This window comes from Streptomyces flaveolus, assembly GCF_000716535.1.
Lineage (GTDB): Bacteria > Actinomycetota > Actinomycetes > Streptomycetales > Streptomycetaceae > Streptomyces > Streptomyces flaveolus_A.
The window spans coordinates 13,579-35,941 of record NZ_JNWV01000004.1 but is presented as its reverse complement, the minus strand read 5'-3'; the positions used below and the strand labels follow the sequence as shown (position 1 = coordinate 35,941).

Annotated in this window: 21 protein-coding genes; 4 read left to right on the top strand and 17 right to left on the bottom strand. The window is 71.3% G+C overall.

Features of this window, described 5'->3' with window-relative positions:
- Nucleotides 1-415: 415 nt before the first annotated feature.
- Nucleotides 416-2,356, bottom strand: a complete 1,941-nt coding sequence (locus OO52_RS03855; RefSeq protein WP_030640959.1) for an AMP-dependent synthetase/ligase — start codon at nt 2,354-2,356, stop codon at nt 416-418.
- Between the two features lie 209 nt (nt 2,357-2,565).
- Nucleotides 2,566-3,852: an acetyl-CoA C-acetyltransferase gene (locus OO52_RS03850; RefSeq protein ID WP_030640957.1), complete on the bottom strand. Its 1,287-nt coding sequence runs from the start codon at nt 3,850-3,852 to the stop codon at nt 2,566-2,568.
- Between the two features lie 127 nt (nt 3,853-3,979).
- On the opposite strand from OO52_RS03850, the gene OO52_RS03845 reads away from it, so the two are divergent.
- Both OO52_RS03845 and OO52_RS03840 read left to right on the top strand, forming a co-directional pair.
- On the top strand, nt 3,980-5,281 hold the full coding sequence (locus OO52_RS03845) for a 3-oxoacyl-ACP reductase (RefSeq protein ID WP_030640955.1): 1,302 nt from the start codon (nt 3,980-3,982) through the stop codon (nt 5,279-5,281).
- Nucleotides 5,281-6,129, top strand: a complete 849-nt coding sequence (locus OO52_RS03840) for a MaoC family dehydratase (RefSeq protein ID WP_030640953.1) — start codon at nt 5,281-5,283, stop codon at nt 6,127-6,129. Before OO52_RS03845 ends, OO52_RS03840 begins: the two co-directional genes overlap by 1 nt.
- Before the next feature lie 54 nt (nt 6,130-6,183).
- Here the strand turns inward: OO52_RS03840 and OO52_RS03835 are convergent, their stop codons facing one another.
- The 9 genes from OO52_RS03835 to OO52_RS03795 all read right to left on the bottom strand — a co-directional run bounded on the left by OO52_RS03835 (nt 6,184) and on the right by OO52_RS03795 (nt 13,380).
- On the bottom strand, nt 6,184-6,834 hold the full coding sequence (locus OO52_RS03835; RefSeq protein WP_030640951.1) for a TetR/AcrR family transcriptional regulator: 651 nt from the start codon (nt 6,832-6,834) through the stop codon (nt 6,184-6,186).
- 31 nt (nt 6,835-6,865) lie between these two features.
- Complete coding sequence (locus tag OO52_RS03830; protein WP_030640949.1) at nt 6,866-7,174, bottom strand: DUF4229 domain-containing protein; 309 nt, start codon at nt 7,172-7,174, stop codon at nt 6,866-6,868.
- Between the two features lie 81 nt (nt 7,175-7,255).
- A complete protein-coding gene (locus OO52_RS03825) occupies nt 7,256-7,780 on the bottom strand; it encodes a GNAT family N-acetyltransferase (protein ID WP_030640947.1) in 525 nt (174 codons plus the stop codon).
- Between the two features lie 16 nt (nt 7,781-7,796).
- On the bottom strand, nt 7,797-8,447 hold the full coding sequence (locus OO52_RS03820) for a UdgX family uracil-DNA binding protein (protein WP_030640945.1): 651 nt from the start codon (nt 8,445-8,447) through the stop codon (nt 7,797-7,799).
- A 131-nt stretch (nt 8,448-8,578) separates the two neighbouring features.
- Nucleotides 8,579-9,742 carry an aminofutalosine synthase MqnE gene (gene mqnE, locus OO52_RS03815; RefSeq protein WP_030640943.1) on the bottom strand — a complete coding sequence of 388 codons (1,164 nt, stop codon included), beginning with the start codon at nt 9,740-9,742 and terminating at the stop codon, nt 8,579-8,581.
- Between the two features lie 38 nt (nt 9,743-9,780).
- Complete coding sequence (locus tag OO52_RS03810; protein ID WP_030640941.1) at nt 9,781-10,236, bottom strand: Lrp/AsnC family transcriptional regulator; 456 nt, start codon at nt 10,234-10,236, stop codon at nt 9,781-9,783.
- 57 nt (nt 10,237-10,293) lie between these two features.
- The gene (locus OO52_RS03805; protein WP_030640939.1) at nt 10,294-10,944 is read right to left on the bottom strand and encodes a UbiX family flavin prenyltransferase; all 651 of its coding nucleotides are present in this window, start codon (nt 10,942-10,944) and stop codon (nt 10,294-10,296) included.
- A gap of 79 nt (nt 10,945-11,023) precedes the next feature.
- Nucleotides 11,024-11,926, bottom strand: a complete 903-nt coding sequence (gene mqnP, locus OO52_RS03800) for a menaquinone biosynthesis prenyltransferase MqnP (protein ID WP_030640937.1) — start codon at nt 11,924-11,926, stop codon at nt 11,024-11,026.
- Complete coding sequence (locus OO52_RS03795) at nt 11,923-13,380, bottom strand: menaquinone biosynthesis decarboxylase (protein ID WP_030640935.1); 1,458 nt, start codon at nt 13,378-13,380, stop codon at nt 11,923-11,925. The genes mqnP and OO52_RS03795 overlap by 4 nt, the downstream gene beginning before the upstream one ends.
- 84 nt (nt 13,381-13,464) lie before the next feature.
- Here OO52_RS03795 and OO52_RS03790 point away from each other — a divergent pair, with 84 nt between their 5' ends.
- A complete protein-coding gene (locus tag OO52_RS03790) occupies nt 13,465-14,427 on the top strand; it encodes an isopenicillin N synthase family dioxygenase (protein ID WP_030640932.1) in 963 nt (320 codons plus the stop codon).
- A 154-nt stretch (nt 14,428-14,581) separates the two neighbouring features.
- Complete coding sequence (locus OO52_RS03785) at nt 14,582-15,988, top strand: condensation domain-containing protein (RefSeq protein WP_030640930.1); 1,407 nt, start codon at nt 14,582-14,584, stop codon at nt 15,986-15,988.
- A gap of 4 nt (nt 15,989-15,992) precedes the next feature.
- On the opposite strand, the gene OO52_RS03780 is transcribed toward OO52_RS03785, so the two are convergent.
- From OO52_RS03780 to OO52_RS03755, 6 genes are all read right to left on the bottom strand, one after another.
- Complete coding sequence (locus OO52_RS03780) at nt 15,993-16,400, bottom strand: SRPBCC domain-containing protein (RefSeq protein ID WP_030640928.1); 408 nt, start codon at nt 16,398-16,400, stop codon at nt 15,993-15,995.
- A gap of 261 nt (nt 16,401-16,661) precedes the next feature.
- A complete protein-coding gene (ccsB, locus tag OO52_RS03775) occupies nt 16,662-17,762 on the bottom strand; it encodes a c-type cytochrome biogenesis protein CcsB (RefSeq protein ID WP_030640927.1) in 1,101 nt (366 codons plus the stop codon).
- Nucleotides 17,759-19,468 carry a cytochrome c biogenesis protein ResB gene (gene resB, locus OO52_RS03770; RefSeq protein ID WP_030640925.1) on the bottom strand — a complete coding sequence of 570 codons (1,710 nt, stop codon included), beginning with the start codon at nt 19,466-19,468 and terminating at the stop codon, nt 17,759-17,761. The genes ccsB and resB overlap by 4 nt, the downstream gene beginning before the upstream one ends.
- 3 nt (nt 19,469-19,471) lie before the next feature.
- Nucleotides 19,472-20,245: a cytochrome c biogenesis CcdA family protein gene (locus OO52_RS03765; protein ID WP_030640923.1), complete on the bottom strand. Its 774-nt coding sequence runs from the start codon at nt 20,243-20,245 to the stop codon at nt 19,472-19,474.
- A 1-nt stretch (nt 20,246) separates the two neighbouring features.
- Complete coding sequence (locus OO52_RS03760) at nt 20,247-20,837, bottom strand: TlpA family protein disulfide reductase (RefSeq protein WP_196944838.1); 591 nt, start codon at nt 20,835-20,837, stop codon at nt 20,247-20,249.
- A 121-nt stretch (nt 20,838-20,958) separates the two neighbouring features.
- Complete coding sequence (locus OO52_RS03755; RefSeq protein ID WP_030640919.1) at nt 20,959-22,254, bottom strand: hypothetical protein; 1,296 nt, start codon at nt 22,252-22,254, stop codon at nt 20,959-20,961.
- Nucleotides 22,255-22,363 lie beyond the last annotated feature (109 nt).

The window sequence follows — 22,363 nt, the reverse complement described above, 5'->3', positions numbered from 1 at the left end:
GTCCGGAGAAGGCGGGACCAGCGAGGAGCGGGTGCCGACCGTCACGGCGCTGTGCAGCTGCGTGCGGCTTCCCCGGGACGCGACGGACCCCTCACACCCTGATTGGCGGATTTGCACCAAGGGGCGCGGACAAAGGGGCAGGTCAAGCGGCTGTTCGGTCGGCGGGGGTGGCCCAAATCCGCCAATCACCGATCCCTTGTGACCTGAGGGGCTCATGGGACCTCCGGCGCCGGGCTTCCGGCCCCACGAACACCAATCGCCCCCCACCACTCAGCCCCCCACCCCACCGCAAGCCGCTTGACCCACCCGGCGTGCTGGCGAGGCGCGGGCCGCAGAAGCACGACACTGGCCGGGAAGCGAGCGGCCCAACGGTCACCTGCCAACCCCGGTCCCCTCCCCTCCCCCCTCCCTTCCCTCAGCGCTCGTACAACCCCTCCACCTCGCCCGCGAAGTCCCGCAGGATCTGCTCGCGTCGCAGTTTCATGGAAGGGGTCAGGTGGCCTGCCGACTCGGTGAAGTCGACCGGGAGGACGGCGAAGCGGCGGATGGACTCGGGGCGGGAGACCATGCGGTTCGCCTCGTCGATCGCCCGCTGGAGGACGGCCCTCAACTCCTCGTCGTCGACCAGGAGTTCCGGCGGCACCGGGTGCTTGCCGATCATCTGGCGCCAGTGGGTGATGCCGTCGCGGTCGAGGGTGATCAGGGCCGCGACGTAGGGGCGGGCGTCGCCCACCAGCATCACCTGGGAGATCAGCGGGTGCTGGCGCAGCCAGTTCTCCAGCGGGGCCGGGGCCACCGACTTGCCGCCCGCGGTGATCAGGAGTTCCTTCTTGCGGCCGGTGATGGTCAGGTAGCCCTCGTCGTCCAGTTCGCCGAGGTCGCCCGTCGGCAGCCAGCCGTCGCGGGTCGCGGGGACCACTCCGCCCGCCTGGGGGTCCCAGTAGCCGCGCAGCACGTGGTCGCCGCCGATGAGGATCTCGCCGTCCGCCGCGATCCTCACCCGCGCGCCGGGCAGCGGCCAGCCGACCGTGCCCAGGCGGGGTTTCAGGGGCGGGGTGACCGTGGAGGCGCCGGTGGTCTCCGTGAGGCCGTAGCCCTCGAAGATCTCGATGCCGGCACCGGCGTAGAACGCGGCGAGGCGCCGGCCGAGCGGGGAGCCGCCGCAGATGGCGTACCGGACGCGGCCGCCCATGGCGGCGCGGATGCGGCGGTAGACGAGGGGGTCGTAGAAGGCCCGCTGTGTCTTCAGGGCGCGCCCCGGACCGTTGCCCGCGCCGGTCTGGCGGGCCTCCAGCGCCTCGCCGTAGCGCTGGGCCACGGCCGCCGCCCGGTCGAAGACCGACGCCCGGCCGCCGGCCTCCGCCTTGGCGCGCGCGGAGTTGTACACCTTCTCCAGCATGTACGGAATGGTCAGCAGACAGGTCGGTTTGAAGGCGTCGAGGTCCGGGAGGAGGTCCTGCGGGGCCAGGCTGGGGGCGTGGCCGAGGCGGACACGGGCGCGGACGCAGGCGATGGCCACCATGCGGCCGAAGACGTGGGACATGGGGAGGAAGAGCAGGACCGACGGGTCCTCGCCCTTCGCCTTGAAGACGGGGTAGAGGAGTTCGATCGCGTTGTCGACCTCGGCGAAGAAGTTGCCGTGCGAGAGGGCGCAGCCCTTGGGCCGGCCGGTGGTGCCCGAGGTGTAGATGAGGGTGGCGAGCGTGTCGGGGCCGAGCATGCCCCGGCGTACGCCGGTCTCGCCGTCCGGCACCGGTGCGCCCGCGTCGGCGAGCCGGGCGACGTGGTCCTTCTCCATCACCCACAGGTGGCGCAGGTCGGGCAGGTGCGCGAGTTCGGGGCCGATGGCGGCGGCCTGGGCGGCGGTCTCGGTGACCAGGGCGACCGCGCCGGAGTCGTGGAGGATCCAGCGGGTCTGGAAGACGGAGGAGGTGGGGTAGATCGGGACCGTGACCAGGCCGGCCGCCCAGGCGGCGAAGTCGAGCAGGGTCCAGTCGTACGTCGTGCGGGACATGACGGCGATGCGGTCGCCGGGCACCAGCCCTTCGGCGATCAGCCCCTTGGCCACGGCCTGCACCTCGGCGGCGAAGCGGGCGGCCGTCACGTCCCGCCAACTGCCGTCGGAGAGCTTGCGGCTGAGGACGACCTGGTCGGGGGCGGCCTCCGCGTTCTCGTACGGGAGGTCGGCGAGGGAGCCGTGGGTGACCGGGGGCGCGAACGGGGGGACGGCCACTTCCCGTACGGCTCCGTCGAGCCGGCGTATCTCGGGTTCGACGAGGACCGGGCGGCCGTCGTAGTCGGTGGCGGAGACCGGGGTGCCGGAGGAGGCGGGCGGGGTCGGGTACGGCGTGGACACGGGCGGCTCCTCTGGCGTGCGTGCACCTGCGGTGAGCCTCTCACGGAAAGGGGTTACCGCTGGTTAGGCAGGTGATCGTACGACTCCGCTGTGAGGGGGTTGTGCGGGTTCGGGAATGGTCCGGGGCCGGGGATGTGCAGCCTCGGGGGTTATGTGACGGGTGTTCACCTTCGCCCGGCGCCGGCTCTCCCGCGCCCGGCGGCCCGGCCTCAGGGGCGTTCCAGGATCGCCGTCACCCCCTGGCCGCCCGCCGCGCAGACCGAGATCAGCCCCTTGCCCGGGCCCTCCCGCTCCGCCAGCTGCTTGGCCAGGGTCGCCACGATACGGGCGCCCGTCGCCGCGAAGGGGTGGCCCGTGGCCAGGGAGGAGCCGGTGGGGTTCAGGCGGGCGCGGTCCAGGGGCGGCAGGCCCCGCTTCTTCCAGGCCGCGAGCGTCGCCAGCACCTGGGAGGCGAAGGCCTCGTGGATCTCGACCAGGTCGAAGTCGGCCAGGTCCAGGCCGGTGCGCTCCAGCAGGCGGGGGACCGCGTACGCCGGTGCCATCAGCAGGCCGTCCTCGCCGTCCCTCACGTCACCGTGGACGAAGTCGACGGCCGCCGTCTCGTACGCGGTCAGGTACGCGAGCGGCTCCAGGCCGCGCGCCTCGGCCCATTCCTCGCTCGCCAGCAGGACGAGGGCCGCGCCGTCGGTGAGGGGAGTGGAATTGCCGGCCGTCATGGTGGGGTCGGGGTGGTCCGTGCCGAACACCGGTTTCAGGGCGGCGAGTTTCTCCGGGGTGGAGTCGGGGCGGAGGTTCTGGTCCCGTTCCAGCCCCCGGAAGGGGATGACCAGGTCCGTGAAGAAGCCCCGCTCGTAGGCGGCGGCGAGGCGCCGGTGACTGGTGGCCGCCAGTTCGTCCTGGGCCTGGCGGGAGATGCCCCAGGCGCGGGCGGTGACCGCCGCGTGCTCGCCCATCGACAGGCCGGTGCGCGGCTCGGCGTTGCGCGGGACGTCCGGGACCAGGTGCGCGGGGCGGATGCGGGCCAGCGCCTTCAGGCGGGCGGACGCGGACTTCGCCCGGCGGGCCTCCAGGAGGATGCGGCGGAGGTCGTCGTTGACGCCGAGGGGCGCGTCGCTCGCCGTGTCGGCGCCGCCCGCCACCGCCGACTCGGTCTGGCCGAGGGCGATCTTGTTGGCGGCGGCGATGACGGCCTGGAGTCCGGTGCCGCAGGCCTGCTGGATGTCGTAGGCGGGGGTGCGCGGGTCCAGCTCGGAGCCGAGCACGGTCTCGCGGGCCAGGTTGAAGTCCCGGCTGTGCTTGAGGACCGCGCCGGCGACGAACTCGCCGACCGCGCCGGGGCCGTGGAGGCCGTAGCGGTCGGTGAGGCCGTTCAGGGCGGCGGTCAGCATCTCCTGGTTGCTCGCGGTGGCGTAGGGGCCGTCGGAGCGGGCGAACGGGACGCGGGTGCCGCCGAGCACCGCGACCCGGCGTGCGCGGGGTGGCTCCAGGGGGCTCATGTCGATCTGCTCCTCACCCGTGGCGGTGGCTCACCCGGCAGTGGCCCACCACGGCTTACCTTCGGTAACCTTACTCCAGAGTAAGCAATTTCCAGCTCTTCGGAACCGAGTCGCGCGGGAGTCGCACATGGCCGACCGCTACCTCAGCTTCACCGGCACGGCCCCCGGCCGTTTCCTCACCCGGCGCCTGGGCCTGCCCCAGCCGGCCGAGCTGATCCGGTGGTCACCGGGGCGGCCCGCGCTGCCCGGCCCGCTGCTGCACCTGACCGCCGGGAAGTCCGCCCTCGACCTCGCGCCCGTCCTGGGCCGTACCGGCCTCGCCCCCGGGGACCGCGAGCCCGCCGCCGTCGTCCTGGACGCCACCGGAGTCGGGGACGTCGACACGCTGGCCGAGGTGCACGCGGCCCTCCACCCCGTCGTACGGTCCGTCGCCCCGAGCGGCCGGGTGCTGGTGCTGGGCACCCCGCTCGACCCCGCCGACCACCACCGGTCGGCCGCCCAGCAGGCCCTGGAGGGCCTCACCCGCTCGCTCGGCAAGGAGATCGGGCGGGGCAGGACCGTCAACCTGGTCCGGCTGACGGACGCCGAAGCCGCCGAGTCCACCCTGCGGTTCCTGCTCTCCCCCCGGTCCGCCTACGTCAGCGGCCAGGTGATCGAGGTCGGCGGCGGAGAGGTCACCGCCCCGGCCGACTGGGAGCGGCCGCTCGCCGGGCGGACCGCGCTGGTCACCGGGGGCGCGCGCGGCATCGGCGAGTCCGTCGCCGGGACGCTGGCGCGGGACGGCGCCCGGGTCGTCGTACTCGACGTGCCCGCCGCCGAGGCCGACGCCCGCCGGGTCGCCGAACGGCTCGGCGGCACCGCCCTCGCCCTCGACATCACCGCCGCCGACGCGGGCGAGCGCATCGTCGCCGCCCTCCCCGACGGGCTGGACGTCCTCGTTCACAACGCGGGCATCACCCGGGACCGGCGGCTGGCCAACATGCCGGCGGACCGGTGGCAGGCGGTGCTGGAGGTCAACCTGGGCAGCGTGCTGCGCACCACCGACGCGCTGCTCGCCCGGGGCGCCCTGCGCACCGGCGGCCGGATCGTGGCCACCGCCTCCATCGCCGGGCTCGCGGGCAACGCGGGCCAGACCAACTACGGTGCGAGCAAGGCGGGGATCGCCGGCCTCGTACGGTCCCTCGGGCCGCGCGCGCTCGCCGAGCACGGGGTGACCGTCAACGCGGTGGCGCCCGGGTTCATCGAGACGAGGATGACCGCCGCGATCCCGCTGTTCATCCGGGAGGCGGGCCGCCGCATGAACTCCCTGGCGCAGGGCGGGCTGCCCGTCGACGTCGCCGAGACCACCGCCTGGCTCGCCCACCCGGCCTCCGGCACGGTCAACGGCCAGGTCGTCCGCGTCTGCGGCCAGAGCCTGCTGGGGGCGTGATGACCGCCGTCACCCTGACCGCGCCCCCCGCGCTGGCCCCGCTGCTGGCCCGGGGCGCCCTGCGCTCGCCCTTCAAGCGCCCCGCCCCCGACGCGGCCTTCCCGCGCACCCGCCTCGTGCTGCCCGGCGTGCGCGTGGACCTGGCCAGGCTGACCGCGTACGAACGGGTCTGCGGCTTCCCGACCGGCGAGCCCCACCTGCCGGTCACCTACCCGCACGTCCTCGGCTTCCCGCTGGCCATGCGGCTGATGAGCGGACGGGACTTCCCGCTGCCGCTGCTGGGGCTGGTGCACACGTCGATCGAGATCGTGCAGAGCGCCGCGCCGACGGCCGACGGGGAGTACGAACTCGGTGTGTGGGTCGCCGGGTTGGCCGCGCACCGGCGGGGGACGGAGGCGACGGTGGTGACGGAGCTGCGGTCGGGCGGGAGCGTGGTGTGGGAGTCCCGCAGCACGTATCTGGCCCGGCACCGCACCGACGCGGTCACCTCACCCGCGCCACGAGCGCACGCGGACGCGGTGCTGCCCGTCGTCGCCGAGTGGAACCTCGCCGGGGACGTGGGGCGGCGGTACGGTGCCGCTTCCGGCGACCGCAACCCCATCCACCTGTACCCCCTCACCGCCCGCCTCTTCGGCTTCCCCCGCGCCATCGCCCACGGCATGTGGACCCTGGCCCGCTGCCTGGCCGCCCACGGCACGGGCGGCTCCGCCGTGGTGCGGGCGCGGTTCCGGGATCCGGTGTTGCTGCCGGGGACGGTGGTGTACGGGGCCGACGGGAGCGGGCGGTTCGAGCTGCGGGGTGCCGGGGGCGGGCGGGTGCATGTGGAGGGGGACGTGCGGGGGAAGTGAGGACCGTCGCCGGGTGCGGGCCCGCGGGGGTCGCTCGCGCCGTTCCCCGCGCCCCTAGGCCGGATCGGTCGGCGGCGTCCAGACCTGACCTCGCATCAGGTTGCCCAGGCCCGCCCACGCGAAGTTCATCAGCGTGGCCGCTGCCTGGCGGGCCGTCGTCCCCGGGGTGGCGTTGGCCCAGGCGGCCAGGGACTCGGCGGCGCCGACCAGTGCCTCGGCGAGGCCGGCCACCTCGTGTTCGGGGAGGTCGGGGTCGCGGTGAGCCTCGCGGGCCGCGTCCGCGACCAGGCGGGTCACGAACGCGACGATCTCCGCGCGCATCGCGGCGACCTCGGCCGCGAAGGGCTCCCCGTGCGTACGGGCCTGGAGGTGCAGCACCGACCAGCCGTCGGGGTGCTCGGCGGTGTGCGCGAAGAACGCCCGCAAGCCGCCCCAGAGTTGCCGGTCGGCGGGCAGCCCCGGCCGGACACCCGCGCGCACGGCCTCCGTGAGCGCGGCGGCCTCGCGGCGGATGCAGGCGGTGAAGAGGTCTTCCTTCGAGTTCAGGTACAGGTAGACCAACGGCTTGGACACGCCCGCGAGTTCGGCGATCTCGTCCATCGAGGCGGCCATGTACCCGCGCTGTCCGAAGATCCGTACGGCAGCGTCGAGCATCTGCTGCTCCCGCACCGCCCTCGGCATCCGTTTGGTCTTGACGGCACCCATGCGGGCAAGCCTAGTGGGGCCGACGGCGGGACTAGCTGGACGCGGCGGCCTCGCCCTGTGTCCGCGACGCGTCGTCGGCGACGTCCTCCTGGCTGCGGTTGGCGTCCAGGTTGGCCTTCATCCGGTCGACCTTCTGAACGATCTGCACCGAGGCCCGGTCCCGCTCCTTGCGCAGCACCACCCAGCTGATCGGCGCGGAGAGGACCAGGGCGAGCAGCAGGACCCACAGTCCGTTGGACTCGCCGAAGCCGCGCGGGAAGATGCCCGAGTAGACGGCTCCCCAGACGATCAAGAGGCAGCCCGCGAAGATACCGAGGCGCATCAGCGTGTAGCGGAGCATCTCAATCCACTCGTCCGATTCCAAAAGGGGTCATCGTCCAGTGAAGCACGAGCGGTGGGCGATCACGCAGGGGGGTCGGTGTCAGCGGAGCGGGAGCAGCATGATGATGTCGTCGCGGTCGTCGCCGGGCGCGACCCGGATGGCGTCCGGGACGCGGCCGACCTCCTTGTAGCCGCAGGAGCCGTAGAACCGCTCCAGGCCCAGCCCGCCCCGGCAGGTCAGCCGGATCGCCTCGATGCCCTCCATCGCGCGGGCCGCGTCCGCGGCGGCGGCCAGCAGGTCGCGGCCGTAGCCCCGGCCCTGGTGGCGGGGGTGGACCATCACCGTGTACAGCCACAGCCAGTGGGTCATCAGCCGGTGGGTGTTGCGGGTGAGGAAGGCGGCCGCGGCGACCTCGCCGGCCTCGTCGTGGCCGACGAGCAGCCGGGTGCGGCCCTCGGCCATCTGCACGAAGTGCCGTACCAGCTCCGGGCGTATCTCCTCGCGGGTCACCGGTGGTACGAAGCCGACGGCGCCGCCCGCGTCGGAGACGTCCGTCCACAGGTCGAGGATGCCGTCGCGGAGGGCGGGGGTGATGGCGGGGTCCAGGGTGAAGGTAAGAGGCACGCCGGAAGTTTACTTATTACCCAAGGGCGCGTGCAGCCACCTTCAGGTCGGCCACCAGGCCCTGGTACGCCTGCTCACGGTCGTCCGCGCGCAGCACGGCCGACGGGTGCACGGTCGGCACCAGCCGCTCCGGCCGGCCGTGGATCTCCTCCTCCAGTACGGTCCCGCGGACCTGGCTCACCCGGAACGAGGACCCCAGCAGCGCCTTCCCGGCCGTCGCGCCCAGGATCACGATCAGCTCCGGCTCCACCAGCGCCAGCTCCGCCGCGAGCCAGGGGCCGCAGGCCGTCATCTCGCGCAGGCTCGGCGCCTTGTGGATACGGCGCTTGCGGGGTTCGGCCTGCGTGAACTTGAAGTGCTTGACCGCGTTGGTGACGTAGGCCTCGGAAGGGTCGATACCGGCCTCCGCCAGGGCCCGGTCGAGCAGCTTGCCGGCCGGGCCGACGAACGGCCTCCCCTGCCGGTCCTCCTGATCGCCGGGCTGCTCCCCCACGAGCATCACGCGGGCGTCGGTGTTTCCGGCGCCGAAGACGGTCCGGGTGGCGGCGCGGTGCAGGGGGCAGCCGCGGCACCCTGCGGCGGCTTGGCGGAGGGCTTGCAGGTCGGCGCCGTCCGGCACGAACGGCTCCGCGGTGTACGCGTCCTCGGGGGCCTTCGTTGCTGGCATGCCCGGCGGGTACCCCTCGTTCCGGCGGGGAATCGAGGGGTCGTTCAGGCCGTCGCCCGGGTGCGGGTGCGTGGGGGTTCTCGCGCGGTTCCCCGCGCCCCTGGTTGGCTCAGCCGGCCCTCGCCGGAAAGTCAGACCCGCATCGGCTGGGGGGACTCCCGGCGCGCCGGGTCGGGACCGTCGTACTCGCGGATGATCTCGTACCGCGTGTTGCGTTCCACCGGGCGGAAGCCCGCGTCGCGGATCAGTTCCAGCAGGTCCTCGCGGGTCAGCTTGTTCGGCGTGCCGAAGTTGTCCGCGTCGTGGGTGATCTTGTACTCCACCACCGACCCGTCCATGTCGTCGGCGCCGTGCTGGAGGGCGAGCTGGGCGGTCTGCACGCCGTGCATGACCCAGAAGACCTTGACGTGCGGGACGTTGTCGAACAGCAGCCGCGACACCGCGAAGGTCTTCAGCGCCTCCGCGCCGGTCGCCATCTGGGTGCGCGCCTGGAGGGTGTTGCGCACCTTGCCGTCCTTCATGTCCACGAAGTCGTGCTGGTAGCGCAGCGGGATGAAGACCTGGAAGCCGCCGGTCTCGTCCTGGAGCTCGCGCAGGCGCAGGACGTGGTCGACGCGGTGCCGGGGCTCCTCGATGTGGCCGTACAGCATGGTGCACGGGGTCTTCAGACCCTTCTCGTGCGCCAGGCGGTGGATGCGGGACCAGTCCTCCCAGTGGGTGCGGTGGTCCACGATGTGCTGCCGGACCTCCCAGTCGAAGATCTCGGCGCCACCGCCGGTCAGCGACTCCAGGCCCGCGTCGATCAGCTCGTCGAGGATCTCGGACGCCGACAGACCGCTGATGGTCTCGAAGTGGTGGATCTCGGTCGCCGTGAAGGCCTTGAGGGAGACGTTGGGCAGGGCCTTCTTCAGCTCGCGCAGGGAGCGCGGGTAGTACCGCCACGGCAGGTTCGGGTGCAGGCCGTTGACGATGTGCAGCTCGGTGAGGTTCTCCGACTCCATCGCCTTGGCGAGCTTGACGGCCTCCTCGATGCGCATCGTGTACGCGTCCTTCTCGCCCGGCTTGCGCTGGAACGAGCAGTAGGCGCAGGAGGCCGTGCACACGTTCGTCATGTTCAGGTGCCGGTTGACGTTGAAGTGGACGACGTCACCGTTCTTGCGGGTGCGCACCTCGTGGGCGAGTCCGCCGAGCCAGGCCAGGTCGTCCGACTCGTAGAGCGCGATGCCGTCCTCGCGGGTCAGCCGCTCACCGGAGCGGACCTTCTCCTCCAGCTCGCGCTTGAGGCCGACGTCCATACCCACACCTTTCTACGACAACTCGACCAACGGTATCCCTAGACCTCTTCCGGAAGTTCTCCGACCCGGTTCTCCCACTTGGTGGACAGCACGATCGTGGTACGGGTGCGGGAGACGCCCTTCGTGCCGCTGAGCCGGCGGATGGTCTTCTCCAGGCCGTCCACGTCCGTCGAGCGGACCTTGAGCATGAAGGAGTCGTCACCGGCGATGAACCAGCAGTCCTCGATCTCCGGCAGGTCCCGCAGCCGCTGGGCGACGTCCTCGTGGTCGGCGGCGTCGGAGAGCGAGATGCCGATCAGGGCGGTGACGCCCAGGCCGAGGGAGGCCGCGTTCACGGTCGCGCGGTAGCCGGTGATGACACCGGCCGCCTCCAGCCGGTTGATGCGGTCGGTGACGCTGGGGCCCGACAGGCCGACAAGGCGCCCCAGCTCCGCGTAGGAGGCCCGGCCGTTCTCCCTCAGGGCCTGGATGAGCTGCCTGTCCACCGCGTCCATGCGATCGAAGCCTTCCGGTGAAAGTTCCTGGAGTGATGAGGGGTACTGCTGCTTGCCTTACGTGCCGGACGCGCCGCCGCCCAGCTCGCCCCGCCAGCGCCGGTACAGGCCGTGTGCGACACCCGCCGCGTCCAGCACGCGCCCGGCGACGAAGTCCACCAGGTCCTGGATGTGGGTGGCGCCCGCGTAGAAGGCGGGCGAGGCCGGGACGACCGTGGCGCCGGCGTCGTCCAGCGCGACGAGGTGGCGCAGCGTCTGCCCGTTCAAAGGGGTCTCCCGTACGGCCACGACCAGCGTCCGGCGCTCCTTCAGTGTGACGCTCGCCGCGCGCTGGAGCAGGTCCTTGGACAGCCCCAGCGCCACACCGGCCACCGAGGCGGTGGAGGCGGGCACGATGAGCATGCCCTTCGCCGGGTACGACCCCGAGGACGGGCCGGCGGCGAGATCGCCCGCGCTCCAGTACCGCACGCCGCTGACGTCCACGTCGAAGGTGCCGGGCTTGCCGTCGGCGCCACGCGCCAGCCATTCCCGCAGGTCGTCCTGCCAGTGGGCGTCCCGGAACGAGATGCCCGTCTCGTCCAGCAGCGTCAGCCGTGAGGCCCGGCTGACCACGAGGTCCACCGCTTCCCCGGCCTCCAGCAGCGCCCGCAGCACGGCAGCCGCGTACGGCGTCCCGGAAGCTCCGGACACCCCCACGATCCAAGGCACACGCTGCGTTTCTCCTGCGTTCACACCTTGAGCGTACCGGCGCGCCCGACCGCCCTCAGGCCGGGTGGTGCCGGGCTGCTCACACGGTCAGACCGCGTACGAGGAGATCGAGCAGCGCGCACACGAACAGGGCGATGCCGATGAAGCCGTTGACCGAGAAGAACGCCCTGTTCAGGCGGGACAGGTCGTGGGGCCGGACGATGGAGTGTTCGTAGAGGAAGGCACCCGCGACGATCAGCAGGCCCAGCCAGAAGAACGCGCCGGCGTGGGTGTCCAGGCCGTACCAGACGAAGAGCGCCGTGGTGATCGTGTGGCACACCCGCGCGCCCCGGATCGCGGCCGGGACGCCGAAGCGGGCCGGGACCGACAGCACGCCGATCTCGCGGTCGGTCTCGACGTCCTGGCAGGCGTAGATCAGGTCGAAGCCGCCGATCCAGACGCCGACGGCGAGGCCGAGGATCACCGCCGTCCAGGACCACTCGCCGCTGATCGCGAGCCAGCCGCCGATGGGGCCCATGGACTGGGCGAGGCCCAGGATGGCCTGGGGGAAGTTGGTGAACCGCTTGCCGTAGGGGTAGACCACCATCGGGATGACCGCCACCGGCGCGAGCGCCAGGCAGAGCGGGTTCAGCAGGGCCGCCGCGCCCAGGAAGACCACCAGGGCGATCAGGGCGCCCGTCCAGGCGTGCCGCACCGACATCGCGCCGGTGACGAGCTCGCGGTGGGCCGTGCGCGGGTTCCGGGCGTCGATCTCGCGGTCGATGATCCGGTTGACCGCCATGGCGAAGGTGCGCAGGCCGACCATGCAGACGGTGACCAGGAGCAGGCGGCCCCAGTGGATGTTCCGGTCCCACTCGTACATCGCCGTGAGGGAGGCGATGTAGGCGAAGGGGAGCGCGAAGACCGAGTGCTCGATCATCACCAGGCGCAGGAACGCCTTGGTGCGGCCGGGCTGGGGGATGGCGGCAGAGGCCGACGTCACAGTCCGTACTCCTTCCAGCGACGGTCCACCAGGGCCGCCGTATCCGGGTCCGACAGGACCATGTCGGGCCAGCCGCCGTCGCGGGTGTAGCCCTCCTCGGGCCACTTCCTCGTCGCGTCGATGCCCGCCTTGCCGCCCCAGAACTGCTGGTAGGAGGCGTGGTCCAGGTGGTCGACGGGGCCCTCCACGACCGTGAGGTCGCGGGCGTAGTCGGTGTTGCCGAGGGCCCGCCAGGCGACCTCGTGCAGGTCGTGCACGTCACAGTCGGCGTCCACGACCACGATCAGCTTGGTGAGGGACATCATGTGTGCCCCCCAGATCGCGTGCATCACCTTCTGCGCGTGCTTCGGGTACTTCTTGTCGATCGAGACGATCGCGCAGTTGTGGAAGCCGCCGGCCTCGGGCAGGTGGTAGTCCACGATGTCCGGGACGATGATCTTGAGCAGGGGCAGGAAGAAGCGTTCCGTGGCGCGGCCGAGCGGGCCGTCCTCCGTCGGGGGGCGGCCGACGACGATCGACTGGAGCAGGGGGCGCCTGCGCATCGTCACGCAGTCGATCCTCAGGGCCGGGAAGGGTTCCTGCGGGGTGTAGAAGCCGGTGTGGTCGCCGAAGGGGCCCTCGGGCAGCATCTCGCCGGGCTCCAGCCAGCCCTCCAGGACCACCTCGGCGTTCGCCGGGACCTGGAGCGGGACCGTCTTGCAGTCGACCATCTCGATCCGCTTGCCCGCGAGGAAGCCGGCGAAGAGGTACTCGTCGATGTCGCCGGGGAGGGGGGCGGTGGAGGCGTACGTCACGGCGGGCGGACATCCGAAGGCGATGGCCACCGGGAGCCGCTCGCCCCTCCGCGCGGCCACCTGGTAGTGGTTCCGGCTGTCCTTGTGGATCTGCCAGTGCATGCCGATGGTGCGCTTGTCGTGGCGCTGGAGGCGGTACAGGCCCAGGTTCCGGATGCCGGTCTCGGGGTCCTTGGTGTGGGTCAGGCCGAGGTTGAAGAACGAACCGCCGTCCTTCGGCCAGGTGAACAGCGCCGGGAGCCGCTCCAGGTCGACGTCGTCGCCCTGGAGGACGACCTCCTGCACGGGCGCGTTGTCGGGCTTCACCTTCTTCGGCGGGACGTGGGCCATCGCGCCCAGCTTCCCGAAGGCCTCGCGGACGCCGACGAAGCCGTGCGGCAGCTCGGGCCGCAGCAGGCCGCCGATCTTCTCGGAGATCTCGCCGTACGACTTCAGGCCCAGCGCCTTCAGCAGCCGGCGGTCGGTGCCGTACACGTTCATGGCGAGGGGCATGTCCGAGCCGCGCACGTTCTCGAAGAGCAACGCCGGACCGCCGGACTTCTGCACCCGGTCGACGATCTCCCCGACTTCCAGATACGGGTCGACCTCGGCCTTGATGCGTTTGAGGTCACCCTCGCGCTCCAGCGCCCGCAGGAGGGAGCGAAGATCGTCGTAAGCCATGTGCCCAAGTATCGCCGACATACCGCTTTGTCCCTGCGGCCACCCCCATGAAGGCGGGTCCGCGCAGCGCCGGGGAGTGCAAACATGGCTGGTGTGATTCCCACCATCGATCTGCGGATCTGGACCGAAGGGGACGCGATGCGGCGGGCCGTGCTCGCCCGCACCGTCGACCAGGCCCTGCAGTCCGCCGGCTTCCTGCTGGTCACCGGGCACGGCGTGGACCCCGCGCTGCGGGCCGGGATCCGGTCGGCCGCCCGGGAGTTCTTCCTGCTGCCCGCCGAGGTCAAGCAGCGCTACGCGGCGAAGGTCGGCGGACGCGGCTGGCTCGGGCCGGGTGCCGAGGCCAACGGGTACGCGGAGGGCACCGAGACCCCGCCGGACCTGAAGGAGTCGCTGACCTTCGCCACCGCCGAGCCGTTCGAGGACCCGGTCGTCAACGCCGAGTGGTACGCGCCCAACGTGTGGCCGGCGGAGGTGCCCGCGCTGCGCGGGCTGTGCGAGGAGTACCTGGGCCGGATGGTCGCGCTGGAGAAGGAGCTGCTGGCCCTGCTCGCGTGCGCGCTCGGGCTCGGCGCCGACTTCTTCACCCGGCACATGGACCACCCGACGTACGGCTTCAACATCAACTGGTACCCGGGGACGGAGGTCGTCGGCGCGCCGGCGCCCGGGCAGTTCCGGATCGGGCCGCACACCGACTTCGGGACCGTCACCGTCCTGGACCGGCAGGCCGGCAAGGGCGGGCTCCAGGTGTACACCGACGCGGACGGCTGGCAGGACGCGCCCTACGACCCGGCCGCGTTCACGGTCAACATCGGCGACCTGCTGGCCCGTTGGACCGGCGACCGGTGGCGGTCCGGGCGGCACCGGGTGCTCCCGCCGCCCGTCGACGCGCCCACCGAGGAGCTGATCTCACTCGTCTACTTCGGCGAGTGCACCCCGGGCACACGGGTGGAGTCCCTTCCGGCGCCGGTGGGCCGGGTGGCGTACCCGCCCGTCGACTCGCACGTGTACCTGCGGGAGAAGCTGGACTCGATCACCGTCGAGTGAACCTCGGACCGGTCACCGACGGTTATTCACTTCCGCGTTCGGCTCGCCACCCGTTCCGTTGAAATGAACCGGACGGGCATGTCCCGCCCGCGTCCCACGGCATTGGCTTCCAGGGGGCCCGCATCCAGGGGCCCCCTTCTGCGATGGGAGACGCGTGCGAATCACTGACATCCAGCGCTGCGAGGTCCGGCCGGGACGGCTCGTCGAGTGGACGTTGAGCCCGGCGACCGTCGCGGCGGCGACGGCGCTCCCGGAGGACTCCCGGCCGCCCGCCTACATCCAGGAGTCGCACATCAGGACGGCCAAGTGCGTCCGGGACGACGGGCTGTTCGTGCCGACCTGGCTCGGCACCGCCTTCGACCTGCCCGGCCCGGTCGACCTCGACGTGCTGGAACGGGCGCTGCGCGCCTGGACCGTACGGCACGAGACGCTGCGCAGCGGCTTCCGCTGGGCCGGTGACGAACTGCGCCGGTTCACGCTCGACGCGGCCGACGTGTCCCTGCGCCGCAGGGACGTGGGCGACTTCCCCGACGCCGACGCCCTCGTCCGGCACCTCCAGGACCGCTTCGACACGGTCGCGGACGCGTTGCGCTGGCCCAACCTGATCTACACGGCGGTCGTGCGGGACGACGGCGCGAGCGTCTACATGGCCTTCGACCACAGCAACGTCGACGCCTACTCCCTGCACCGGCTCGTCGCCGAGATCCACGAGCTGTACGCGGCGGAGCTGGCCGGGACCGAACCGGACTCCGCGACACCGGCCGCGAGTTACGTCGACTTCTGCGAGATCGAGCGCGCGGACGCGGACGGCATCGACGGCGGGCACGCGTTCGTGGACCGCTGGCGGGAGTTCATCCACCGCTGCGACGGCACGCTGCCGGGCTTCCCGGTGGACCTGGGCCTGACCCCGGGCGGCCCGCTGCCCACGCAGCGGATGCTGAGCGAGCCGCTGGCGGACGCGGACGCGGCGGCGGCGTTCGAGGCGTACTGCCGGCCGTACGGCGGCAGCCTGGTCGGGCTGCTGGCCGCGACCGGGCTGATCGTGCACGAACTCGGCGGGCAGCCGGTGTACCGGACGGTGGTGCCCTTCCACACCCGGGTGAAGTCGCGGTGGACGGATTCGGTGGGCTGGTACGTGGGCGGCGCCCCGATCGAGGTGCCCGTGGGCCGCACCCGCGGCTTCCCGGAGGCCCTGCGGGCGGTCCGCGCCGAGCTCCAGGCGAACCGGTCGCTGGCCCGGATGCCGCTGGCCCGGGTGCTGAGCCTGCTCGGCGCCGACTTCCGGCCGACCTCCCCGGACCTGTACTCGATCGTGTCGTACGTCGACGCCCGCGCCATCCCGGGCGCCGAGCGGTGGGCGGAGCTGAAGGCGTACGGGCTGATGCGGGTGTCGTACGGCGACCAGGTGTGCGTGTGGGTGAACCGGCTGCCCGACGGGTTGTGGCTGGCGAGCCGGTACCCGGACACGGACGTCGCGGCGAAGAACATGCGGCTGTACGTCGAGCGGCTGCGGGACCGGATCGCGTCGGTGGCCCACGACAGCCTGCCCGCGGTCTCCTAGGCGCTCAGCTCCCGCCCGCCCCCAGCGCCTCGATCAGACATTCGAACCGGTTCCGCCAGCGCTGTTCCGACTCCTCCTCGCCCTGGAACTCGTGGGTGAAGCGGAGCACGCTGCCGTCCTCCCCGTCCCGCTCCAGATGGAACCGGAGCCGGCCGCCGCCCTCGACCGTGTACTCCGCGACCCGGTCCACGTCCCACGCGGTGACCTGCCCGTCGCCCAGGTCGCGCAGGGTGACCGCGCCGCCGAGCCGGGGTTCGAGCACGTCGGCGGCGGTGAACCAGGACGCCAGCCCCTCGGGCGTGGCCAGCGCGCGCCAGACGTCCTCCATGCGCTGCGGGAGCCGCACCACGAAGTGCAGGATGTGCGTGTTCCCGTGCGTCTGGCTGGTGCCCTGTGCGATGGAACCGCTCATGACACCAGCCTGCCCCCGGGCCCGGGGATGCGCACGCGGTTACGGCCGCTGCCCCACGCGATCCACGACGGCCCGGCGCAGCACCGCCGTGTCGCTGGTGACCTGCCCCTGCACGATCGCGTCCCGGAGCAGATACATCCAGACCTAGAACTTGCGGCACCCACCAGCGCGGATGTGTGTCCACGTCCTGTTGCCCGTCCGGACGGCGAAGGCCGGTTCCCGCGACCCGTGTCACAGGAACCGGCCTCGCTCCGGCGGCGGTTACACGCCCGCGTAGGAGTGCTTGCCGGTGACGAAGATGTTGACGCCGTAGTAGTTGAACAGCCAGCAGCCGAAGGCGATCAGCGCCAGGTAGGCGGCCTTGCGGCCCTTCCAGCCGGCCGTGGCCCGGGCGTGCAGGTAACAGGCGTAGGCGATCCACGTGATGAAGGACCACGTCTCCTTCGGGTCCCAGTTCCAGTACCGGCCCCAGGCGTCGCCCGCCCAGATCGCGCCCGCGATGATCGTGAACGTCCACAGCGGGAAGACGGCCGCGTTGACGCGGTAGGCGAACTTGTCCAGGGACGCGGAGGCGGGCAGCCGCTCCAGCACCGAGGAGGCGAACTTGCCGGGCTTGCCACCGAGCTGGAGCTTGTTCTCGTACGAGTCCTTGAACAGGTACAGGATCGTGGCGACCGCGCCGACGTAGAACACGGCACCGCAGAAGATGGCGGTGGAGACGTGGATGTACAGCCAGTACGAGTGCAGGGCCGGCACGAGCTGGTCGCTGGCCGTGTACAGCACGGTGACCGCGAGACCCAGGTCCAGCAGGACCGTCGTGACGAGGAACAGGCCGAGCCAGCGCACGTTCTTCTTCAGGGCCAGCAGCGCGAGGTACACGCCGACGGCGACCGTGGAGAAGGTGATGTTGAACTCGTACATGTTGCCCCACGGCGCCCGCTCCACGGAGGCCGCGCGGGCGACGACGCCGCCCAGCTCCACCAGGAACGCGAGCACGGTGAGGGAGATGGCGATCCGGCCGTAGAGGTCGCCCTGTTCGTCGCCGCCGTGCGCGCCGGGCCCGTCCGGCACGTCCCGCGCGCCGGACGCCGAGCGGACGACGACCTTCGGCCGCTCCAGCACCGCGGTGCCGCCCGACCGCTTCACGGTGACGGGGGGCGCGCCCGCCCTCCGCTCGCTGTCGGCGGTGAGCGCGGCGGCCGTACGGGCGACCTTGCTGCGGCTGCCGAACAGCCACTCGGCGATGTAGGCGAAGAAGGCCAGGGTGTAGACCGCCATCGACGAGTAGATCAGCGTGTTGCTGATGCTCGCGAGGTTTTCGTTGGTCGCGGCGGCGAGATCGGTTGCGGCGGCGAGAGTCACTTCTCAGCCCCTTCGGCAGGTACGACTTGGGGGTCGGGGGTTTCTGCGGAGTCGTCGTCGGGGTCGGGTGCCCCCGGCGCCTGGTCGTAGAGGATTCCGGCGAGGTCGCCCAGCTCGTCGGGCACCTTCGCGGACTCGCTGCGGCCGAGCCCGGCCATCTCGACCACCGTGACGCCGTCGGCACCGCGCACCGCGCGCACCCAGACCCGGCGGCGCTGGATGAACAGGGACGCGGCCAGGCCGAAGATCGCGGCGAGGGCACCGGTGAGCGCCCAGCCACCGCCCGGCTCCTGGACGATCTCGAAGCCGGCCCACTCCTTGACGTCCTTCTCGAAGGTGATGGAGCCGGCGCCGTTGGGCAGCGTCATGGTCTCGCCGGGCTTGAGGTTGTCCCTGAGCTGCGCGCCCTTGGCGTCCTTGTAGTCCTTCATGTGGGTCTTGTCGAGCTGGTACACGCTCTGCGGCAGGCCCGAGTCGACGCCCAGGTCACCGTGGTACGGCTCCAGGTTCAGCACCGGGTTCAGCAGCGCGGGGAAGGCCGAGGCGATCTCCATGCCGGCCCCGCCGTAGGTCGGCAGGAAGAAGGCCTTGATGCCGAGCTGCTCCTTCTTGCCCTTGGCGTCGCGGTAGCCGTCCATGACCTTGACGACACCCTGGGAGGTGACGTTGCCGTCGAGCGGCAGCAGCGGCACGGCGTCGCGGTAGACCACCTTGCCCTTGCCGTCCCGGACGGTGATCACGGGCGCGTAACCGTGGCTGACCAGGTAGACCTTGGAGTCGCCGATTTTCAGCGGCTCGTTGACCTTGATGGTGGTCGTGGTCTCCTTGCCGTAGGCGCCCCTGCTGTAACGGATCTTCGCCTGGAAGGTGCGCGCGGTGCCCCTGTTGGGGCCGCTCAGCTCGTAGGTCCCCTTGAAGTCCTTCAGATCGAAGCTGAACGGGACCAGGTCGTCGGGCTCGAACAGGCTGCCCGACTTGAAGTCGTCGTACATCGGCAGCGCGTTGGAGAAGCCGTCCCCCTCCACCATCAGCTTGGTGCCGTCGGACTTGTAGAGCTGGCCCGAGGCGAAGGCGACCAGCAGCGCGATCAGGGCGATGTGGAAGACCAGGTTGCCCAGTTCGCGCACGTAGCCCTTCTCGGCGGCGACGGCGTCACCGGCGACGTGGGCGCGGAAGCGGCGCTTCTTCAGCAGCGCGAGCGCGGCCTCGCGGACCCGCTCCGGGTCCTCGGTGGTGCGCCAGGTGGTGTAGGCGGGCAGCCGGGTCAGCCGCTTGGGCGCGGCCGGCGGGCGGCCGCGGAGCTGGCCGACGAACTGCCAGGTGCGGGGGACGATGCAGCCGATGAGGGAGACGAACAGCAGGATGTAGATCGCGGAGAACCACACCGAGCTGTAGACGTGGAACAGGCCGAGCTTGTCGTAGACCGGCGCCAGCGTCTTGTGGGCGGCGCGGAAGTCCTCGACCTTGCTCGCGTCGGCGCCGGTCTGCGGGATCAGCGAGCCGGGGATCGCGCCGAGCGAGAGCAGCAGGAGCAGCAGCAGCGCGACCCGCATGGAGGTCAGCTGCCGCCAGAACCAGCGTGCCCAGCCGATGACACCGAGGCCGGGCAGGCTCGTCTGCTCCTCCTGCGGCGCGGTGGACAGCTGGGAGCCGGCCGCTCCCAGCTCCTCCCGGTCCCGGCTCGTGTCGGTGTCGGTCTTGCTCATCGGTCAGATCCCCACATTGAAGCCGCCGGACCAGGTCTGCATCTGCTGCACCAGACTGTTCCAGGCACCGGTCAGCAGCAGCACACCGGTCAGGATCATCATCGAGCCGCCGATGCGCGTCACCCACACATAGTGGCGCTTGACCCAGGCGAAGGCGCCGAGGGCCTTGCGGAAGCCGATCGCGGTGAGCACGAACGGCACGCCGAGGCCGAGACAGTAGACGACCATCAGCAGCGAGCCGCGCGCCGCGCTCGACTCCTGGAAGGAGAGGAAGTTCACCGAGGAGAGCGTCGGTCCCATGCAGGGCGTCCAGCCGACGCCGAAGAGGGCACCGAGTATGGGCGCCCCCAGCAGGCCGCCCGTCGGCCGCTTGTGGAAGCGGAACTCGCGCATGGTGAACCAGGGCAGGAGCCCCATGAAGAAGACGCCCATGGCGATCATGAGCACGCCGAGCACCTTGGACAGGGTGCCCTGGTAGTCGATCAGGTTGGAGCCGAAGTAGCCGAAGAGCGCACCGCCGGAGACGAACACGGCGCTGAAGCCCAGCACGAACAGGGAGGCGCCGGCCACCATCCGCCCCCGTCTGGCCTCGGCCAGGTCGGTGCCCGCGACGCCCGTCACATACGAGAGGTAACCGGGGACCAGCGGCAGCACACAGGGCGAGAAGAAGGAGACGAGCCCGGCGAGCAGGGCGACCGGCAGGGCGACCAGCAGGGCGCCGTGCAGGACCGTCTCGTTCCGGCCCGTCTCCGCGGCCAGCGTCAGCAGTGCGCTCACGTCACTTCTCCGCGAGGACCGGCTTGAGCATCTTCAGCAGGCCCGTGTCGTCGAGCGCCTCCAGGGCTCGCGCGGCGACCTTGCCGTGCCGGTCGATGACGAGCGTGGAGGGGATGAGCTGTGGGTTGAGGGTGCCCTTCTTGAAGCGCAGCATCAGCTTGCCCGTGGGGTCGTACAGGCTCGGGTACTCGACGCCGTGCTCCTTCTCGAAGTTCACGGCCGGGGTGGTGCTGGTGTCCCGGGTGTTGATGCCGACGAACTGGACGCCCTTGTCCTGGTACTCCTTGGAGACCTTGGCGAAGTACTGCGCCTCCTCGCGGCACGGTCCGCACCACGAGCCCCAGACGTTGATGACGACGACCTTGCCCTTGTAGTCGGCGACGTCCAGGGTCTTGCCGTCGATGGTCCTGCCCGACAGGTCCGGGGCCGTGACGCGCTTGCCGGCGGGGACGGTGTCGATGCCGTTGTTGCCGGTGACGAAGTGGGTGTCGCCACCGCCTCCGGAGGTGCCGCCCTTACCGCACGCGGACAGGGTCAGGGCCGCGACGGCGGCCACGGCGCTGAGCAGGACGGCGCGGCTACGGGTACTCATGTGAAAAGTTTCGCATGCCTGTTCCGGGGATCTCGCGCGCCCCCCTGCCGGGCGGAAAACCGCATTTCAGGGCGTATTTACACAGGACATTTCGGGCACCTGACCCCGATCGGGCACCGACTCAGGCCGCGCCGGACGAGGCAGACTTGCCGCCCCGCAGGAACTCCTTCCAGCCGCCCGCCGGCCGCTGCCCGACCTCGAGCGTCCGCAGCTTGGCGAGCACCTCGGGCTTCTGTACGTCCATCCAGTCCACGAACTGCCGGAAGGAGACCAGCCGTACGTCGGCCCCCTTCTCCTTCTCGCGCGCGATGTGCTTGAAGGCCTCCTCGACGGAGTCCATGTAGATGCCGCCGTTCCACTGCTCGAAGTGGTTGCCGACGAAGAACGGTGCCCGGTTTGTCTCGTATGCCCGCTGGAATCCCTGGATGTACGCCTGCGCGGACTGCTTGCGCCAGGCGGGGTAGTTGTAGGCGGGCGCCTTGGTGGAGTTCAGGGACTGGTTGGCGAGCATGTTGTAGTCCATGGACAGGACCTCGAAGGAACGTCCGGGGAAAGGTATCTGCTGCAACGGCAGGTCCCAGATCCCCAGCTTCTTCTCCGGCCACACCTGACGGCCGCCCGGCGAGGAGGCGTCGTAGCGCCAGCCCAGCTTCCGGGCGGTGGGCAGCAGGTTGTTCTGACCGAGCAGACAGGGCGTACGACCGCCGACCAGCTCCTTGTCGTAGTCGAACGGCAGCGCGGGCAGGTCGGTCCAGCCGGTGTTGGTCCGCCACTCCTTCACGAACGCCTTCGCCTGCCGGATCTCGCTCTCCCACTGCTGCGGGGTCCAGTTGCCGACCGTGCCGGTGCCGGCGCAGAAGTGGCCGTTGAAGTGGGTGCCGATCTCGTGCCCCTCCAGCCAGGCCCGGCGCACGTTCGTCAGCGTTGCCTTGACGTGGTCGTCGGCGAGGTAGCCGATGTCGGAGGCGCCGCGCGGGTTGTTCGGCGGCTCGTACAGCCGCTTCTTCGACTCGGGCAGCAGGTACAGCCCCGAGAGGAAGAAGGTCATGGACGCGCCGTGCTCCTTGGCCAGGTCCAGGAAGCGCGGGAAGAGGCCGTTGCCGACCTCGCCCGCGCCGTCCCAGGAGAAGATCACGAACTGCGGCGGGGTCTGTCCCGGCTCCAGCGGCTCGGGCTTGGCCGGCTGGTGCGGCTGCTTGCCGGTGAAGGAGGTGGAGCCGTCACCGATGGGCCGCGCCGGGTGCGCGGTGCTCCCGCCGCCCGCCCGCCCGGGCCTGCCCCGGCCGGAACCGCTCGGGTGGCCGCCGCCGTCCGAGGACGTGAGGGTCCCGCAGCCGGCCAGCGAGGCGGCGGCCGCCGCGCCCGCGCCGAGGCCGAGCATTCCCCGCCGGGAGAAGGTCCGGGAGAAGGTGGGCATGGAAAACCCCGATTCGTCGCTGCCTGCTGGTCACCCAGTCAGAGCGCAGGACGATCGGGGCGGTTCCGAAGATTCTTATGTTTTTCGTAACAGAGATCGTAAAAGTGCG

Coding starts and splice junctions, on each gene's coding strand:
- OO52_RS03850 (WP_030640957.1), bottom strand. CDS start 3,852: ATGAGCCCCCTGGAGCCACCCCGCGCACGCCGGGTCGCGGTGCTCGGC.
- OO52_RS03845 (WP_030640955.1), top strand. CDS start 3,980: ATGGCCGACCGCTACCTCAGCTTCACCGGCACGGCCCCCGGCCGTTTC.
- OO52_RS03840 (WP_030640953.1), top strand. CDS start 5,281: ATGACCGCCGTCACCCTGACCGCGCCCCCCGCGCTGGCCCCGCTGCTG.
- OO52_RS03835 (WP_030640951.1), bottom strand. CDS start 6,834: ATGGGTGCCGTCAAGACCAAACGGATGCCGAGGGCGGTGCGGGAGCAG.
- OO52_RS03830 (WP_030640949.1), bottom strand. CDS start 7,174: ATGCTCCGCTACACGCTGATGCGCCTCGGTATCTTCGCGGGCTGCCTC.
- OO52_RS03820 (WP_030640945.1), bottom strand. CDS start 8,447: ATGCCAGCAACGAAGGCCCCCGAGGACGCGTACACCGCGGAGCCGTTC.
- mqnE (WP_030640943.1), bottom strand. CDS start 9,742: ATGGACGTCGGCCTCAAGCGCGAGCTGGAGGAGAAGGTCCGCTCCGGT.
- OO52_RS03810 (WP_030640941.1), bottom strand. CDS start 10,236: ATGGACGCGGTGGACAGGCAGCTCATCCAGGCCCTGAGGGAGAACGGC.
- OO52_RS03795 (WP_030640935.1), bottom strand. CDS start 13,380: ATGGCTTACGACGATCTTCGCTCCCTCCTGCGGGCGCTGGAGCGCGAG.
- OO52_RS03790 (WP_030640932.1), top strand. CDS start 13,465: ATGGCTGGTGTGATTCCCACCATCGATCTGCGGATCTGGACCGAAGGG.
- OO52_RS03780 (WP_030640928.1), bottom strand. CDS start 16,400: ATGAGCGGTTCCATCGCACAGGGCACCAGCCAGACGCACGGGAACACG.
- resB (WP_030640925.1), bottom strand. CDS start 19,468: ATGAGCAAGACCGACACCGACACGAGCCGGGACCGGGAGGAGCTGGGA.
- OO52_RS03760 (WP_196944838.1), bottom strand. CDS start 20,837: ATGAGTACCCGTAGCCGCGCCGTCCTGCTCAGCGCCGTGGCCGCCGTC.
- OO52_RS03755 (WP_030640919.1), bottom strand. CDS start 22,254: ATGCCCACCTTCTCCCGGACCTTCTCCCGGCGGGGAATGCTCGGCCTC.